At 39.0% G+C, this 16,578-nt stretch carries 14 protein-coding genes and 1 pseudogene; 12 read left to right on the forward strand and 3 right to left on the reverse strand.

Annotated elements, in window-relative coordinates:
* From D8836_RS09145 to D8836_RS09180, 8 genes and pseudogenes are all read left to right on the forward strand, one after another.
* Positions 1-105 (forward strand): annotated as a pseudogene (locus tag D8836_RS09145) (IS200/IS605 family transposase); the annotation flags it as partial.
* A gap of 460 nt (positions 106-565) precedes the next feature.
* Positions 566-1,480, forward strand: a complete 915-nt coding sequence (locus D8836_RS09150; protein WP_260468282.1) for a glycosyltransferase — start codon at positions 566-568, stop codon at positions 1,478-1,480.
* Between the two features lie 69 nt (positions 1,481-1,549).
* The gene (locus tag D8836_RS09155) at positions 1,550-2,254 is read left to right on the forward strand and encodes an acylneuraminate cytidylyltransferase family protein (RefSeq protein ID WP_125393799.1); all 705 of its coding nucleotides are present in this window, start codon (positions 1,550-1,552) and stop codon (positions 2,252-2,254) included.
* Positions 2,251-3,129, forward strand: a complete 879-nt coding sequence (locus D8836_RS09160) for a glycosyltransferase family 52 (RefSeq protein ID WP_125393800.1) — start codon at positions 2,251-2,253, stop codon at positions 3,127-3,129. The genes D8836_RS09155 and D8836_RS09160 overlap by 4 nt, the downstream gene beginning before the upstream one ends.
* Before the next feature lie 199 nt (positions 3,130-3,328).
* Positions 3,329-4,648, forward strand: coding sequence for a glycosyltransferase (locus D8836_RS09165; protein WP_125393801.1), 1,320 nt, complete (start codon positions 3,329-3,331; stop codon positions 4,646-4,648).
* Between the two features lie 161 nt (positions 4,649-4,809).
* On the forward strand, positions 4,810-7,917 hold the full coding sequence (locus D8836_RS11575; protein ID WP_125393802.1) for an LPXTG cell wall anchor domain-containing protein: 3,108 nt from the start codon (positions 4,810-4,812) through the stop codon (positions 7,915-7,917).
* A gap of 261 nt (positions 7,918-8,178) precedes the next feature.
* Entirely contained in the window at positions 8,179-9,036 is an 858-nt protein-coding gene (locus tag D8836_RS09175; RefSeq protein ID WP_125393803.1) for a VOC family protein, read from the forward strand.
* Positions 9,037-9,131: 95 nt separating this feature from the next.
* A complete protein-coding gene (locus tag D8836_RS09180; protein ID WP_125393804.1) occupies positions 9,132-9,689 on the forward strand; it encodes a sugar O-acetyltransferase in 558 nt (185 codons plus the stop codon).
* A 151-nt stretch (positions 9,690-9,840) separates the two neighbouring features.
* On the opposite strand, the gene D8836_RS09185 is transcribed toward D8836_RS09180, so the two are convergent.
* Both D8836_RS09185 and D8836_RS09190 read right to left on the reverse strand, forming a co-directional pair.
* On the reverse strand, positions 9,841-10,524 hold the full coding sequence (locus D8836_RS09185; protein WP_049521315.1) for a DUF4956 domain-containing protein: 684 nt from the start codon (positions 10,522-10,524) through the stop codon (positions 9,841-9,843).
* Positions 10,517-11,293, reverse strand: a complete 777-nt coding sequence (locus D8836_RS09190; RefSeq protein ID WP_125393805.1) for a polyphosphate polymerase domain-containing protein — start codon at positions 11,291-11,293, stop codon at positions 10,517-10,519. Before D8836_RS09190 ends, D8836_RS09185 begins: the two co-directional genes overlap by 8 nt.
* A gap of 229 nt (positions 11,294-11,522) precedes the next feature.
* Between D8836_RS09190 and D8836_RS09195 the strand changes: the two genes are divergently transcribed.
* Positions 11,523-12,755 (forward strand): carbohydrate-binding domain-containing protein, encoded by a 1,233-nt coding sequence (locus tag D8836_RS09195; protein ID WP_125393806.1) that lies wholly within the window; start codon positions 11,523-11,525, stop codon positions 12,753-12,755.
* 249 nt (positions 12,756-13,004) lie between these two features.
* Here the strand turns inward: D8836_RS09195 and D8836_RS09200 are convergent, their stop codons facing one another.
* Positions 13,005-13,238, reverse strand: a complete 234-nt coding sequence (locus tag D8836_RS09200) for a hypothetical protein (protein ID WP_125393807.1) — start codon at positions 13,236-13,238, stop codon at positions 13,005-13,007.
* 613 nt (positions 13,239-13,851) lie between these two features.
* Between D8836_RS09200 and D8836_RS09215 the strand changes: the two genes are divergently transcribed.
* Genes D8836_RS09215 through D8836_RS09225 form a run of 3 tightly spaced genes read left to right on the forward strand, consistent with a single transcriptional unit; the run spans position 13,852 to position 16,315 of the window.
* The gene (locus D8836_RS09215; RefSeq protein ID WP_084926001.1) at positions 13,852-14,568 is read left to right on the forward strand and encodes an ABC transporter ATP-binding protein; all 717 of its coding nucleotides are present in this window, start codon (positions 13,852-13,854) and stop codon (positions 14,566-14,568) included.
* A 1-nt stretch (position 14,569) separates the two neighbouring features.
* Positions 14,570-15,652 carry an ABC transporter permease gene (locus tag D8836_RS09220; RefSeq protein ID WP_125393808.1) on the forward strand — a complete coding sequence of 361 codons (1,083 nt, stop codon included), beginning with the start codon at positions 14,570-14,572 and terminating at the stop codon, positions 15,650-15,652.
* 39 nt (positions 15,653-15,691) lie between these two features.
* Positions 15,692-16,315: a TetR/AcrR family transcriptional regulator gene (locus D8836_RS09225; RefSeq protein WP_101785708.1), complete on the forward strand. Its 624-nt coding sequence runs from the start codon at positions 15,692-15,694 to the stop codon at positions 16,313-16,315.
* The last annotated feature ends 263 nt before the right edge of the window (positions 16,316-16,578 follow it).

The following is a 16,578-nucleotide window of genomic DNA, read 5'->3' on the forward strand; positions in this document are numbered from 1 at the left end:
GCCACAATTAAGAAATATATTCAAGAACAGGAAAAGCATGATATAGCACTAGATAAATTAAGTGTAAAAGAATATGAGGATCCCTTTAGGGATAGTGGTAAGTAATACTAAAGCCTCTTTGAGAGGCAAGTGACGAGTCAAGAGCAATAAGGCTTGAACAAAGTGAAAGCCAGCGTCTTTAGGCGCTGGCTGGTAATTTGGGCTTATAGCCCTGGGACAAACCACCCGTTTGACGGGTGGTCATGATTGAAAGTTGTAAACAAAAAATCTTCAATGCCTACCTACGTAGCACAGATGATTTCAGAGAATCGATTTATAAACAATAAGAAAACTCCCCCAAGCTATCCTGTCTAATCCAGTCTATCTTGCAGATGGTCAGTCTTTGTGATAGAATAGCATAAAGTCCTTTTGAGGGGGAACTTGCTAGGAAATCCCCAAGCATTGTAACGGATGAACCACCCTCGCCTTTTTGTGAGGGTGGTTTTTCCTTTATAAGCAGAAAATAAGAGAGAAAGAGTCTACATCATGTCGAGAATTGTCACCATTCATCCAGCCAAGGAAATCCATGAGAGTACCCAAGTTTATCGATCCCTTCAAAGAACCCTCTCCTGTCACTATCTTTTATCCAGAATACATCTACCGCATAGGAGGAGAAATCCGTTCTGAAGAGGACTTGTTAGTGAAGTTCCTAGCCAGATGGGCCCAGCAAACCGACCTCTTTATCCGTGACCAACAAATTGTTCCCAAACCCAGCCTCTGGCGTTATATGGAAAACACGGACAAAAATTACTATGAAGTCGTCCATGAAAATGTCATGCGAGACTTACGCCTCGCCAATCTGCGCAAGACAAACAAATACCTAGTTGCCAGTGAAAAGTTGACAGAAAGCTTGGCCAAGGAAGGTTACCAGACAAGATTCCTGCCACCTATGTTTACAGAAAATCCCGGTCAAATCAAAGAAGTGGGACCTGTGCTAGACTATTGTTTAGTGGGTCATATGGGAGAAGGCAAGAATGTTGAACTTGTCATTGAAGCCTTTATCGAACTCTACAAACGTGGGTCCAAGGCCCAGATTACCTTTTATGGTGGTACAGAGGATCGTCTGGAGGAACTTCGCAATCGCTACGACCTGCCACCAACCATTCACTTTAAGGGTATCGTTGACGAAGTGCCTTATCATCTGCACCAATGCTATCTGTCTGCAAGTTACACAGAGTTATTTGCTAATGCCTGTGTTGAAGCCTTGAATCAAGGTTTGCTGGCTTTGTTATCAGATGTGGATATTGCTCATCGTCTCTATGCTAGCCAGTCCAATGCCATCAACTTGTTTAAAACCAAATCAGAGTTGATTCAAAAGATAGAAGAGATGGAACAAGCAGATTATAGCCAGTCAAATGCAGAAAATATCGCCCTAGCATCTCACTATTCACTAGGGACAGTGACCCAAGGCTACCGCGAACTACTAGATAAGAACTTCTAGGATGTTGTAAGTTGATCAATCTAGCTTTTCTCACTGGTCCAATACAATAGAAAACCAAAGGAATACTATATGAAAGCAAAATCTAAACCCATAGCTGTCATTTTGATCCGTTCGGGTTCACGTGGCTTAGTGGATAAAAATATCAAACCGCTTGCAGGTAAACCCTTGGTTTTCTATACCATAGAAGTTGCTCTAACCTCTAAGCTATTTAGTGACATCTGGGTTTCCTCAGACTCATTAGCCTATTTAGAACTCTGTCGTCAAGCCTATCCAGAGATTCGTTGTGTCCATAGACCAAAAGAATTGGCCCTATCAACAACCTCTAGCTTAGAAACCTTACGAGACTTTTTACAACCCTTTGAGAAAGAGCAGGTCTTTGTGAATCTACAGGTGACCTCACCCCTGAGAGAGGTAGAGCATCTTATCGAGTCCTATCAGCTCTACTGTCAGTCTGGAGCCGATCATTTGATTTCCTGTGTCAAGGCAGACAAGAGTCGTAGTCTTTTCTTGCAGCTAGGGGAGTCACCTTTTATCCGTCCGCCTCAGGTTTCTAAGCACTATGCTCGGCAAAAAGAGCCTGTCTATTACTATCCCAACGGTAGTATTTGGATTTCTCGCAAGGACCTTTACCTACGAGACGAGACCTTTTACACAGATAAGACAGTAGCCTATGAAATGCCCAAACTCTATTCTTATGATATCGACGATGCCTTGGACTTTGAAGTCGTTGAGACCTTGCTGCAACATCACCACCTAGGAGAATCAAAGAGATGAAACACCTCATCATTGCCACAACGCCCTTGCAGGCCAAGATTGCACAGCATATCAAAGGACTCTATCCTGATCAGGACTTTGTTAGCCTTTATGTCAGTCCTGTCAAAAATGCTCGTCAGGAGCATTATGCAAAGGATTTTGACCATGTTCATTATCCTCAGACGACAGAGGACTTGGCTCAGATTTGTCAGGAGCTGGCCGGAGACTATGAAACCATCTTTTATGCGAGTTTTGACAATAGCTTGATTTTGGACTTGGTTGCTAGTTCGACCTACCATCACCTCATGAGTTTCGATGATGGCTATGCGGATATTTACCCTTTGGGAATGTATGCCCTCCCTCTTCAACCCAGTCAGGTGGGTTCTTTGGGCTTGAGCAGAGATGACTTGATTGAGCGGACGGAAAAGCACTATACCCTCTATTGCAGTGACTACCATGTCGTAGCTAGAGAGAAGCTAGTCTATCTGGAGCATTTTTTTGACCTGCCACAAGCACCCGTCTCAAATGGCAAGACGGTCAAGGTCCTGCTGGGTCAAAAGTTCTCTGAAGAGGACGACCAAATCTCCATCCGCTTTATTAGTACCTATGCCAAGGCCTTAGCCATTGACCTCTATCTGCCTCATCCCAAGGAAACCTTCACTATTCCAAACGTGACTTACTTGGAGACGGAGCTGATCTTTGAAGATGTCCTAGCCCAACTCTTTCAAGAATACGAGTTCGTTCATGTCTATCATTTTACCTCATCCGTCAGCCTGCACCTTAAAGACCTGCCCCATGTGACCATCACAGGCATTTCCCTCCCCTACTATGAGGACCGTCAAAAAGAATTGCGACGCTTAGGTTGTCAGTTTGAAAGGGTTTCACTTGGCTGGTAGCATAAATATATATATTAGGAAATGTAAATCCATGCACTAGCTTGGATTTTTTATTGGGGTATTAAGTAGATGTTAGGTATATTGATAGAATCTAGTAAAAGTATGATTCATATGATATAATTCAGATTAGTAAATCTTTCTGACAAACAAGTACAGATAAATGAGTCGCGAAGGTTACCGTGTATGATAGGAGATTGTTATGACTAAAATGGTTACAATACATCCAGGGCTCTGGCAAAGAGAGGTTAGAAAATATGGCTTTGAATCATCCCAATTGTCTAGAAAGAAAATTGCAGATTATTTAGGTTGGGGACATCTATATATTTTAACCCATCCTCAAGTTCGACCAGATTGGAAGGCAGGCTATGAACAAATAGGTTTTGAAAGGGATGAATTAGTGAGTGTAAGCCATTATCAATCAGATATTGGTCATGATGAATTAAGTATTCGTCCTTCCGATATCATTGATAGGTATCCTAATGGAAAAATGACTGTGATTAATGGATTTGTGGCTAGCATTGAATTAGAAGAAGAAACCCTATATTTTACTTCTGGATTATATTTAAAGAAAAATAAAAAAGAAGAACTGGAATGGTTAAATCGAGATGGTTCGACAGCGATGCGGGCACGGTACTATAAGCCAAGAGAAGAACCAAGTCCCATTTATATGATGGAGGACAATTATTTATATTATAAAGATGGAGAATGGTTAACCTACGAAGACTTATTGATTCAGGTATTAATCAGTCTTACAGATAAGAAAGACATCTTAATTCGAGATCAACATAACGTGGTGACTCCCAAATTATGGCGCTTTGTAGAAAATACAAACCGTCTCTATTGGGAATATATCCATGACAATGTATTGCTAAATCCAGCTCATAATCTAAGAAGAAAAACTAGATATTTAGTAGCTTCAGAAGTATTAACATCAATCTTGCAAGATTTAGGGTATCACGCACAATTTATGCCGCCGATTTTTGTTTCTCAAAATTCCTCAGTAGTCACAAAAAGAATAAATCCAAGTTCTTATTGTTATGTAGGAAATATGAGTAAGGTAAAAAGGGTAGAATGGATTATAGAAGCCTTTAGGAAGTTAGAACAAGAAGGCCTACCTGTAGAGGTATTCTTATATGGTGGAGATATTGACAAATTGAAGAAAGAGTATCCGACTTTGCCATCTACCATTCATGTTGTTGGATATGTAGATGAGGTACCTTATTGGGAACATGATGGCTATATTTCAACTTCCCAAAAGGAACTATTTGCCAATGCCTGCGTTGAAGCCATGAGTTTTGGATTGATTCCCTTGCTTTCTAATGTTGAAATTGCTCATCAATATTATGCATCTAAGAACTCAGATATTTGCTTATATGATACACCAGAGGAGTTAGCGCATCTTATCAAGTGTTTATATGAGACTGATAAAGAAATCGAGCTAGAAAATACAAGTAAGTTTGTGAATCGATATTTAAAAGAACAAGTTTCTAAGAGATATTTATCACTCATGAACGCCTAAAAATGAAATAGATAATGAGATTTTATTGGATATCTTATTATCTATTTTTTTTAATTTCCTTTATGTATAATTGTTTGATAAAGGAAACTAAGAGTGATATACTAGTATAGTTAGTATAAATTTTTATAATGAGTAGAAAGAAATAAAAGAGAAAAGACCTTATGAAAAAAGATACAATTCAAAAATATTCATTACGTAAATACAAAGGAATAGGTGCAGCTTCTGTTTTACTAGGAATGATGGTTGTTGGAGCTAGTCCGGTATTGGCTGAAGAAACTACAAATACAGCTAATGAAACTACAGTAACACCTGCAAAAGATAATGTGGAAATGGAAACGTTGAGTAATGGTACTGGTAGCTATACAATGCCAAAAATGCATGTGTTTGATGGTTTGAATTATCATGCAACGGGGACAGAAGATGGATATGAAAGAAATCATCGCGAGAATGAAGGTAGAGCCAAATATCATTTAGACAGAGTTGAAAAGGAAACTATAAAAAAACAAGGAGAAGATAACTTTAAGGATTCAAAAATTTCTTATGTCACAAAAGAAGGCGAAGTGCTGAAAGAAGAATCTGATGTAGAAATTCCTGTTGGTGATAAACACCTTTCTAGTACTACTATGGATTATAAAATTCGTGGACTTTTTGGCAAACGTTATGAAGGAAATGTAGCAAATTTAACTAATGATGTTTTAAGTAAAATCAAAGAAGCTGATAAAGTTTTAGAAAAGAACGGAGAAAAATATCATAAGATTGATACAGAAGTAGATAAACATGAGGGGACTACTAAGGAAACAACTTTCAATGATATTACAGTACATGCAAATCCTGGAAACTTGCATAATGAAGATGGAAGTATTCGCTATAACAATATTAAAGAAGGTAGTCGAGTTTGGTTAGTTTCTGAAACTGATGAAGGAAAATATGGGAAGTATGTTTTAGCCACAAAACCAACTACAGCCAATGATTCTTGGGCTGTTGAAACATTTAAACAAGGTGAAAATGATGCTAAAGATTTTACAAAAGAAAATATAACAACTGATGGTGGAATTAAGGAAGGAGATACTATATTAGTTGTTGAAAAAAATGAGGTAGCATTAAAAGAATCTGTTTCTACAGCAACGGAACAAGAAGCGTATACGGCGGGTGCATTTTTTNATGAGAAAGCATTAGAGGAAGGCTTAAATAATCTTTTAGATGAGAGATTAAGAGATTTAAAAGACGAAGATGTCACTAACTCTGAAAAAGAAAAGACATGGGAAGAAATCTATAAGGTTACATTAACAAATAAAAATGCAGTAGATAATAAGAATCGTCCTACTTATTCTGTACATCAGGAGTTTAATGGTTATATAAGAGAAAACGGAAAGTTTGTAAAATATAACGATGTGACAGAATATATAACTAAGCTAAAAGAAATGTTTGGCGAAAAAGAAATTACAGTAGGATGGAAAAATTCTCGAGATAAAGTAGAACCAAAATTTGTTGGAAATATTGAAGAGTTTAAAGACACTGCTAACTACGAGAGTGAAAAAGCAAATGTCACGAAGTTTAAAGAGGCTCATAAAGCAATTCAGTATGTCGACCAAGTTCCAACAAATGCAACTTTTGTAAAAAATGTGTTTGAAGTAAATGTGGATTTTAAACTAGGAGATAAGAATACAGATTATTATTATCCTAGTGAAGATGATGATTCTAATCAACCAGAAAAAACTTATTTAGCTTATAGCTTTGGTTATTTTGGTACGAAATATTATAGTGAAGATACTAGATATCAATATGGATTAGGCCAATTATATAAAGAATATGAAAAAGATGGAGTTCGATATAGAATTGCCGCACCTACTAAATATGAACAACATGCGTCAATATCTGAGCCTATTTATAGTGAAATTCATTATTACGACTTATATCAACCAACTCGTGCCTATCATATCAGTGATAAGTTAACAAATATCAAAAACATCTACGCTAAGGAAGAAACAGAGACAACTGAAAGTAAAGGTAGTGTTATTGTTAAGTATGAATTAGAGGATGGAACTTCTATTAAAGAAAGTACAGATGTTGTTAAAGATGCAGTGATATCTTCTACAGAAACTAAATATTACTTAAATAAGGATAATCAAAAAGTAGAAGTAGGAACACCAACGACAACGAATAATGAGGTTTCATATGATGCTACAACGGTAAAACTACAAGAAATAACCAAAGATGGTAAAAAATATAAACTAGTAGGATTGAAAGATGGTTCCCTTGCAGAGTCAGGAAACGTAATAGCAGGAACCACTGTAATTACCTATGTCTATAAGTTAGCAACTGCTGGAAATGTATTTGAAAAATACATGATAGAAGGCACAAGTACCGAAATAGCAGCAGGAAAACTACTAACACAAGATGCTTCTATCGGAGATGAATATACGTCTACTGCTCCTAATGTGGGAACAATACTTCAAAAAGATGGTAAGTCTTATTTTTACAAAGGACATCGTGCTACTTCATCGCCAGAAATGGGTACAGTTGATGAAAATGAAAAAACGGTTATTTATGACTTTGTAGAATATTTTAGTGAAAAAGGTGAACCGGAAGTACGACCAGCATTACCGGAAGGAGTTGTAAGCGAGAAGGGTGAACCAGAAGTACAGCCAGCGTTGCCAGAAGGAGTTGTAGGTGAAAAAGGCGAACCAGAAGTACAGCCGGTATTACCAGAAGGAGTTGTAAGTGAGAAAGGTGAGCCAGAAGTACAGCCAGCATTACCAGAAGGTATCATTAGTGAAAAAGGTGACCCAGCGGTTCATTCTGTAACTCCATTATTGATTACTCGCCATATTATTATTGGATCAAATGAAGAGCTCATTCCAATTCAAATTGGTAAATTGGCTCCTAAATCTGATATCATATCGAAAAATGGTAAGAAATATCGATATACAATGACCCATGAAAAAGATGGTATTGTTACTCATTTATATACTGAGTTAATAGGTGATGACGTAACGAAACCACAGGATCAAGAATACCTTCAGTCAAATTCTGTTAAGATTGATGAACCTACAAAACAAGAAGGTTCTCATCAAGATGAAGCGGTTGCCCAAAAAGAGGACAAGTCATCTCATGGGAAACACTCAGAATCTGGGGAAGAGGTACCTCAAACAGGACAAGCTGAACTTCCGAACACTGGTACGGAAGACAATGCTAGTCTAGCAGCACTTGGACTTTTAGGTGTCTTGAGTGGATTTGGATTTCTTGCTCGCAAGAAAAAAGAAGACTAATTTGAATTAGATTTTCTGATATGAATAAGGAGTAGGATATCATATCTGCTCCTTTTCTTTTGGGGTTGTGATGAGAGTCATCTTAGAGTTGGTAAAAATTTTTCAATGGTTTGATTGTCAAATCTCTGTAGATTTTCTTGTTTTAGTCTCATATAGACAAGATGACAGAATCATCATCTATAAGTTGTCTGGCTTGACTTTCTTAATGGAAGTTATATAATAGTTGTAATAATTAAAGTTACAATAAAAGAGGAAATATTTATGACCTATGAATACCAGAGCCACATTTATTTGGCAGAGGTAGTTTTGAATGTAAAGGATTTAGCCAGTCAAACAGCCTTTTATCAGCAAATCATTGGTTTAGAAATCTTATCTCAAACTGAGATAGAGGTCGTTCTGGGACTTGGAGGTAAAGATTTGGTACACTTGATTCAAGCACAAGAGAGCGGTGAAGTAAGGGAACATTATGGATTTTACCATCTGGCTATTCTCTTGCCGACACGAAAGGATTTGGCTGATGTCTTGAAACACCTGACAGATTTACAGATTCCTCTTGTCGGCGGTGCAGACCATGGTTACAGTGAGGCCCTTTATTTGGAGGATTTGGAGGGAAATGGGATCGAACTCTATCGAGATAAGCCGGTTTCCACATGGGATATTCGAGAAGACGGACGCATTATCGGAGTGACGGAGGCTCTTGCGGCGCAGGACATTTATGAGCTGGGGGAAAGAGTAGAACCCTTTATCTTGGCAGAAGGTACGAGAATGGGGCATATTCATCTTTCCGTCAAGGATAGTCGAAAGTCCAGCCAGTTTTATCAAAAGGTGTTAGGGTTAAAGGATAAATTCAGTGTGCCTAGCGCTAGTTGGATTGCAGCTGGGGATTACCATCATCATTTAGCAGTCAATGAATGGGGAGGAAAAGGCCTAGCTCCGCGTAAGCAAGGCTTGCCAGGTTTGGCCTACTATGTCATTGAGGTCGCTAGTAAAGAAGAACTGTTAACGATTGCGCAGCGAGCACAAGAAGTTGATGCACCAATCAAGTGGCTGACATCGAGCCAATTGGAAGTCACAGACCAAGACGGAATTGTGACCAGTATTCGTTTAGACAGGATATGATGACAATCAGAGGATCAATTGTAGAAAGTACCCCTTATTCTAGTCAGATACGTAGAAAATTTGATATGATAGTAGGGAATAAGGAGAAGAGTGCTATGACTAGCGAATACCAAAAAATGATAGCAGGAGAGTTTTACCGTCCATCGGATACAGAATTGCGGACCTTGGCTCAGGCTTCTCGCCAAAAACAGGCTGCTTTTAACAAGGAAGAAGATCCCTTAAAGGGAGCCGAAATCATCAAGACTTGGTTCGGCTCGACTGGACAAAATATCTTTGTCAATCCACGACTGGTAGTCGATTATGGAGTCAATATCCATCTAGGGGAAAATTTTTATTCTAATTGGAACTTGACCATGCTGGATGTTTGTCCGATTCGCATCGGGAACAATGCTATGATTGGTCCCAACTGTCAGTTCTTGACTCCCCTCCATCCATTGGACCCGCAGGAACGTAATTCAGGTGTTGAATACGGCAAGCCTATTACTATCGGAGATAATTTCTGGGCTGGAGGAGGTGTCATTGTCCTTCCTGGAGTAACACTGGGCAATAATGTTGTTGCTGGAGCAGGGGCTGTAATCACCAAGTCCTTCGGCGACAACGTTGTCCTAGCTGGTAATCCTGCGCGTGTGATTAAGGAGATACCTGTTAAATAAAGAGATTGGTAAAAAAGTTTTTAAGATAAGAAAAGCGCATCATATCAGGTGTTTAAAAAACGTTGATATGATGCCTTTTATCATAAATTAGATTAACTTTTTTTCAATTGAGTGTTTACCTAGCTTTTTGAGAGGTTTCACGCTAGAAGTTTTACAAATTCTTTCTCTTCTTAGCATTTTTGGTCAGGGAAACCTGGTAAGTATCCTGTTCTCTAGTGAGGTAATTGATGATTTGAAAGTCGTTGGTTTGAGCCTTGAAATCCACTTCATAGACAGTGGTGACCTGTTCTCCATCATTGCTGGTATCAATCGAGATAAGGTCTAACTCAGTACAGAATTGTGATAGCCCAGATTGGATAGTTTGGAGTTGCTTTTCTTGGTTGGCAATTGTGATGGTTAATAGTCTGCGACGTTGGTGATTGCTCTTGCTTTGTTGCTTTTCTAAAAGAAGCCATACTGCTAAGATAAAGACGGTGAAGAGAATAGCTAGAGCTAGGTAGCCTGTCCCTGCTGCCAGCCCGATAATCATGGCAAGGAAGATCGCAATTAGCTCCCGTGAGCCACTGGTAGCTGAACGGAAACGAATGAGGCTAAAGGTTCCTGCAACAGCGATAGAGGTTCCTAAGCTGCCATTTACCAGAAAGATGACCAAGGTCATCAAGCAGGGGAGTAGGGTCAAACTAACAGCAAATTCCCGTGTATAGAGGGTACGGTGTTTGTAAGCCCAGGTCAGCGCCAAACCTAAAATCAGGCTGACCAAGAGAGCCAGAAAGAGCTGGATAGGATTGGCAGTGGCAGTTGTGTCGTTGAAAATAGAGTTGAAAAGATTAGACATAAGTAGTACCTACACTTTCTGTGCTTGGTCGTGGGCTATAGTCCAGCCCTTGAGACTTGTGGTAGGCGCAGCTGTATTTTGAAAATTTCTGCTCTACCAGTCCATATTGGTCGAGAATATCTTGTAGCCATTGGGGTTTTCTACCAGGTGCTTTAATTTCCATGATGACAATGTCCTCGTTTAGTAGAGGGAAACCGTCCTTGCCTGAGAATAAACTGACATTATCATCACGATAGGTTAGATTTTGGTCAATGGTGATACGAATTTTATTGTAGGGAAATCCGCTAATTTCTTTCTTTTCCTTGAGAGAAAAACGGTCGTAGTAAATATACATACGAGGGATAATAGCTTGCTGATATTCCTCTTGGAGTTGCTGAATTTTTTCAATTATCATTCGGTCCTTGATACTGCTATCCAGCTGTCCCTTGGTCATAAACTGGGTGATAGACTGGGGAGTCGATAAGAGACGATGTTTTCGTCCGACACCAGCTCTGTCCTTAGATTTGATTTCTAAAAATACCTGACTATCAGGCTGGACTTGACTGAGATAGGTTCGCATCCGAATCTTTTCTTTTCGCTTAGTCCCTTGGCCATCCTCCTGAATCATATCAAATTGCTCTGTATCAAAGTAGATGTTGGAAATGGTCGAAGTTGGATAGTCATCCTCGACGAGGTATATTTTTAAGTTCTCTATTAAATTAGCCAAGTCACCCTTGGCAACGACATATTTGGTTTCGATTCGTTTAAAGCTTGTTTCAATTGGTTTCATAAATCCTGTCTCCTTTATCAAACTATTTTAGTACACTATCTTATTAGCAGATAGGTGTGTCTGGGCAAGTTGAACTTGCTTGTAATTAGTCTATGGAATTTTCCTAAAACTTTTGTTAAAGATAACTTAACTGAAACTGAACTTAAGAAAACTTTCAGAAAAAGTTTAGATTTTTTTCAGACTTACCCTGTAAACTAAGGTCAAGCTAAAGGAAGGCGAGGAAAAAAGTATGAAATCAAAAAAATGGACTCTAATCTTAACCAGTTTAACAGCTTTGACCTTGATGACAGCTTGTGGGCAGTCAACGACCAAGTCAAGTACAACTGCAGCGGCAGATACCACTGCTATCACAACTTCAGCTAAAAACAGTCAATCTTCTTACTTTACAGAAAAGGACTACGACACTTCTTATGATGAAAGCACTGCCTCTAAGATTGAGTTATCTGGCTCATCTGCAAGTATCTCTGGAGACGGGGTGACAGTTTCTGGCTCAACGGTGACCATCTCAAAAGCAGGTACCTATGTGATTTCAGGTCAGTCTGACGGAGTGCAGATTAAAATAGCAGCTGATAAGTCTGATGATGTGAAACTTGTCCTAAAAGGCGCTACCATGACCAATACAGATGCGGCTATTTCGGCTACAAGCGCAGGTCATGTCTACCTCACTCTAGCAGAGGGAACCACCAACAGTCTCTCTGACTCAAGCTCTAACAGTGATGAAAAGGCAAATGCCGCTCTCTTTTCTAAGGTTGATTTGACCATCAATGGCTCAGGAACTCTCACTGTAGATGGTAAGAAAAGCAATGCTATCAAGGCAAATGATACACTTCACATCACGGGTGGAACTTTTAACATCACATCAGTTGATGATGCCTTTAATGTTAATGATGAACTCAACATCACTGGTACAACCATGACCATCGATGCCAAGGAAGATGGTGTTAAAGTTGATAATGATGACGATATGACTGTCGGAAATATGTATTTGGCTAACAATACCATAACAGTCACAGCAGGCGAGGACGGCATTCACGCTTCTGGCAACCTAGTGATTGATAGCGGTACTTACACAGTCAAGAATGCGACTGAAGGAATTGAAGGAAAATCCATTACGATCAATGGTGGTGATATCAATGTCTACGCGACTGATGATGGGGTGAATGCAGCTAATAAAAATGCCCAGCAAAGTGATATTTACTTTACCATGACAGGTGGTAATCTAACTGTTGAAGTCGGTCAAGGGGACACAGATCCAATTGACTCAAACGGAAATATAACGGTCACAGGTGGAACTATTAAATTAATAGGACAATCAGGCTTTGACTTTGATGGAACAGCAACTTACACAGGTGGGGATATCTACATCAACGGCGAAAAACAAACAGATATTGTCAATTCTATGCCTGGAGGCGGAGGTCCGAATGGAGGTCCTGGCGGTCCAGCCCCTGGCGGACGAGGATAAACAAAAAGGATAGCATTTTCAGAGAAATGTTATCCTTTTTATATCGGTGATAGATTGATATGTTACGAGGGATTTTATAATCGTAGCTTTCAAAGACTAAATTGTTCAGTCATCCGTTTTTGTTTACTTAAATTTCTTGAATTTTAAGAAGGTATTGAGTAGTTTTCCCTTAAATGTTTTGTTTTGGTAGGCGATTGTGAGGGAATTGAAAAATTCAACTGCTAGGTGTTCTTGGTGACCGAGCTCCATCTAGCTTGGGGTTGCTTCTGGGGAAAAGACGCCTAATTTGATGCGGAGTCCACCTTTTTTCATCTTGAACTGATGCATACCATACATCTTGATATCAAGGCTTGTATCGGACATGAGAGTAGCAGTATCACCTGCCATAGAAATTTTTGTATCGGCATTCGGAACGCCTGTTTTTTCAGTATCTAGACTGATAAAGATTTTTTGATAAGTTGGTTGACCGTACTCTCCAATCAACTCCTCACTTCCTGTCCACCGTGAACTCCAGCAAATACAAAATGTTCAGGGTGAATTTTAAAAGGAAGTGCTTGGTCACCCATTTTATTTAGTCCTTGGTTGAAGGCGAAGAAATCTCTCAAAGTAAATCCATCCACGTAAGCAGCTTGTAGGTTACGTCCCTTAACCGAATTCTTAGAAAGCCATGCCGCATTTGGTCTGATTCTGCTAGACGGTCAGCGTAGAGTTCGAGGATTTTTTGACTTCCAAGGGCTAATTTGGTTTCAATTAGGTCTTGAAAATTTCTTAGTCTGTTTCATATAAAAATAAGTAAAATGAATTCCCATTACCAAGGTCATTAGAGTTGCGATAACAATGACGATGGTTGGATTAGCCGAGAAAAGTAGAGGGAAAATAGGCCTTTAAAAAGTGGACAGAAAAGACCATTTCGGAGTATAGAGAGGAAGTTCAAAAACATTTTTAGAAATAAGACATGTGCATTATAAACATCAGATACGAATCTGGTGCTTTATTTTTTAAAGAATTTCAACTTTTTTCTTGACAAGTGAGTAAACACTCACTATAATAGGCCTATATTCAGTAAGTGAGTAAACACTCACCTAGGAGGAAGCATATGAAAAAATTGCTACATTTACAAGATTTGGATAAGTCTTTTTGTCGTCAAATGGTTTTGAATCATGTCAGCTTTGAATTGCAGCCGGGAGAAATTATAGGCTTAATAGGTCCGTCTGGTGCTGGTAAATCGACTATGATTAAGACTATGTTAGGGATGGAAAAAGCTAACGGAGGGGTTGCTTTGGTATTGGATCATACTATGCCCAATCGTCATATTTTAGGAGATATTGGTTATATGGCCCAGTCAGATGCCTTATATGAGGCTTTGTCAGGTCAAGAAAATCTGGAATTTTTTGGTCAGCTAAAAGGGCTATCCAAAAGAGATCTGACAGCTGAAATTGCCCATGTGGCTCAAGTTGTGGATCTGACAGAGCATTTGAATAAAACGGTATTCGGTTATTCTGGAGGAATGAAGCGACGCTTGTCTTTAGCCATCGCGCTTCTGGGGAATCCTCAGCTCTTGATTTTGGACGAACCGACAGTTGGAATCGACCCTTCTCTTCGGAAGAAAATCTGGAAAGAATTATTCGCGCTTAGAGACAATGGGGTTGGGATATTAGTTACTACCCATGTTATGGATGAAGCAGAGTTAACGGATAAGGTCGGCTTATTATTAGGTGGAAAAATCATTGCTTTTGATACACCGCAACACTTAAAAGAAAGTTATCAAGTTTCAAGTATTGAAGAAGTATTTTTGAAAGCAGAAGGAGAGTAAGATGAGAACCATTGCTATTGCTAAAAAAGTTATCAAAGAATTGCTTCGTGACAAACGAACCTTGGCTATGATGTTTGTAGCGCCGGTATTTATTATGTGGCTGATGAACCTCATGTTTTCAGCTAGTACAACCGTGAATGTCAAGTTAGCGACACAAGATCTACCAACTGGTTTGATAACGAAAATGGATGAGCTTGATCATGTGGACATCGAGACTTATCAAGACTTAGATCAGGCCAAAGAAGCGCTAGCAAATGAAAAAGTCGATGCTGTGATTTCTTATAAAGACGGTGAGTATCAGGTCGACTACGCAAATACAGATGCCTCCAAGACATCTATGATACGACAAGTGTTACGAACAAGTATCGTCAGTGAAGGCACCGATCAGTTACTATCTCGTATCAAACAAGCTCTTCCACAATTGAAATTAGATGCAAAGGCGCCTGAAATCAAAGAATCTTACCAATATGGAGATAAAAATACTGGATTCTTTGCACGTATGATTCCAATTTTAATTGGCTTTGTGGTCTTCTTCTTTGTCTTTTTGATTTCTGGTATGGCACTTTTGAAAGAGCGCACAAGTGGAACCTTGGACCGCTTGTTAGCAACCCCAGTGAAACGTTCTGAAATTGTCTATGGCTATATGTTGTCTTACGGTATTATTGCGATTTTTCAAACGGCAGTTGTCGTCTTAGCAGCAATTTGGCTACTAGATGTAGAAGTTGTAGGAAATATTTTAAATGTTATAATAGTTAATGTGGTACTGGCTCTTGTAGCACTAGCTTTTGGAATTCTCTTGTCTACTCTAGCAAAATCAGAATTTCAAATGATGCAATTTATTCCTCTCGTGATTATGCCTCAACTCTTTTTCTCAGGGATTATTCCATTGTCATCCATGGGAGCATGGGCTCCAACTGTGGGGAAATTTTTGCCATTAACCTATTCTGGTGATGCAATAAGCCAGATTATTCTTTACGGACACAATCTTGGTGATATTTTGCCAAATCTTGGTGTTTTAATGATTTTCTTGATCATTTTAACAATTCTCAATATTGTTGGATTGCGTCGTTATCGTAAAGTTTAGAAATCAACATAAATAATGCTAAAAAGGTGTGAAGATTAGATGGATAAGACTGTTTTTGAATCGTTTGAAGATTACTTAGAAGAAGCGAATTACCCTCAAGGAAAGAAAAAAATCATGCAGGCAGCAGTGGATCTCATATCAACTAGGAGTTACCATGGGACCTCAACTCTTCACATAGCTGAGCGTGCTGGACTAAGCCAGGCAACTTTGTTTAAGTATTTTAAGACGAAGGATGATCTACTGACGGCTATTTTACATCCTGTAGTCCCAGGCATTTTCAGTAGTTTTGTTGAGGAACTCTTAGCTTTTGAAACGACAGAAGAGAGGGTTCGTTATCTCGTCCACGATCGTATGAGCTATCTCAAAAAAAATCGTGCTTTGATGAAAATCATTCTGCAGGAGAGTTTTTCAAATAAGAAACTAAAAAATGAACAGATTTTTATCTGGAATGCTATTCAAGATAAACTTCGAGTGCTTCATAAAGAATTGCTAGCAGATCCACGTGTAAATCCAGAGTTAACGATTCCTCAAATGGTTCGTATTTGTGTTGGTCCATTGTTGGCTTACTTCGCTCAACTTTATATCGTTAGCGACAACGGAGAAATAAAGGAAGAGGACCTAGACTTATTAGAAAAACAGATTTTAGGTGGTTTGTGGAAATAAGGGAGTTCTAGAAGAGCTAAGATTTATTTACTTGACTTTCAAACAAGCTAAAAAAGACATGTTCTGCTTATTTCAGATTCATGTCTTTTTTGTTGTTGGATTTTGTATTCTTCATAAGTCCTCAATCGCTTTGCCAAAACAGAAACCGACTTCTCCAGCGGTGCAACGATTTCTCAAGTGTATGGAAGAGGAGATTTCTGGCTTGCTAAAGAGAATTCCTTGACACTCGGTCAGCTTTTGATACAATAGTACAAAATTAGAGG

It is taken from the genome of Streptococcus mitis (genome assembly GCF_003942995.1).
Lineage (GTDB): Bacteria > Bacillota > Bacilli > Lactobacillales > Streptococcaceae > Streptococcus > Streptococcus mitis_CV.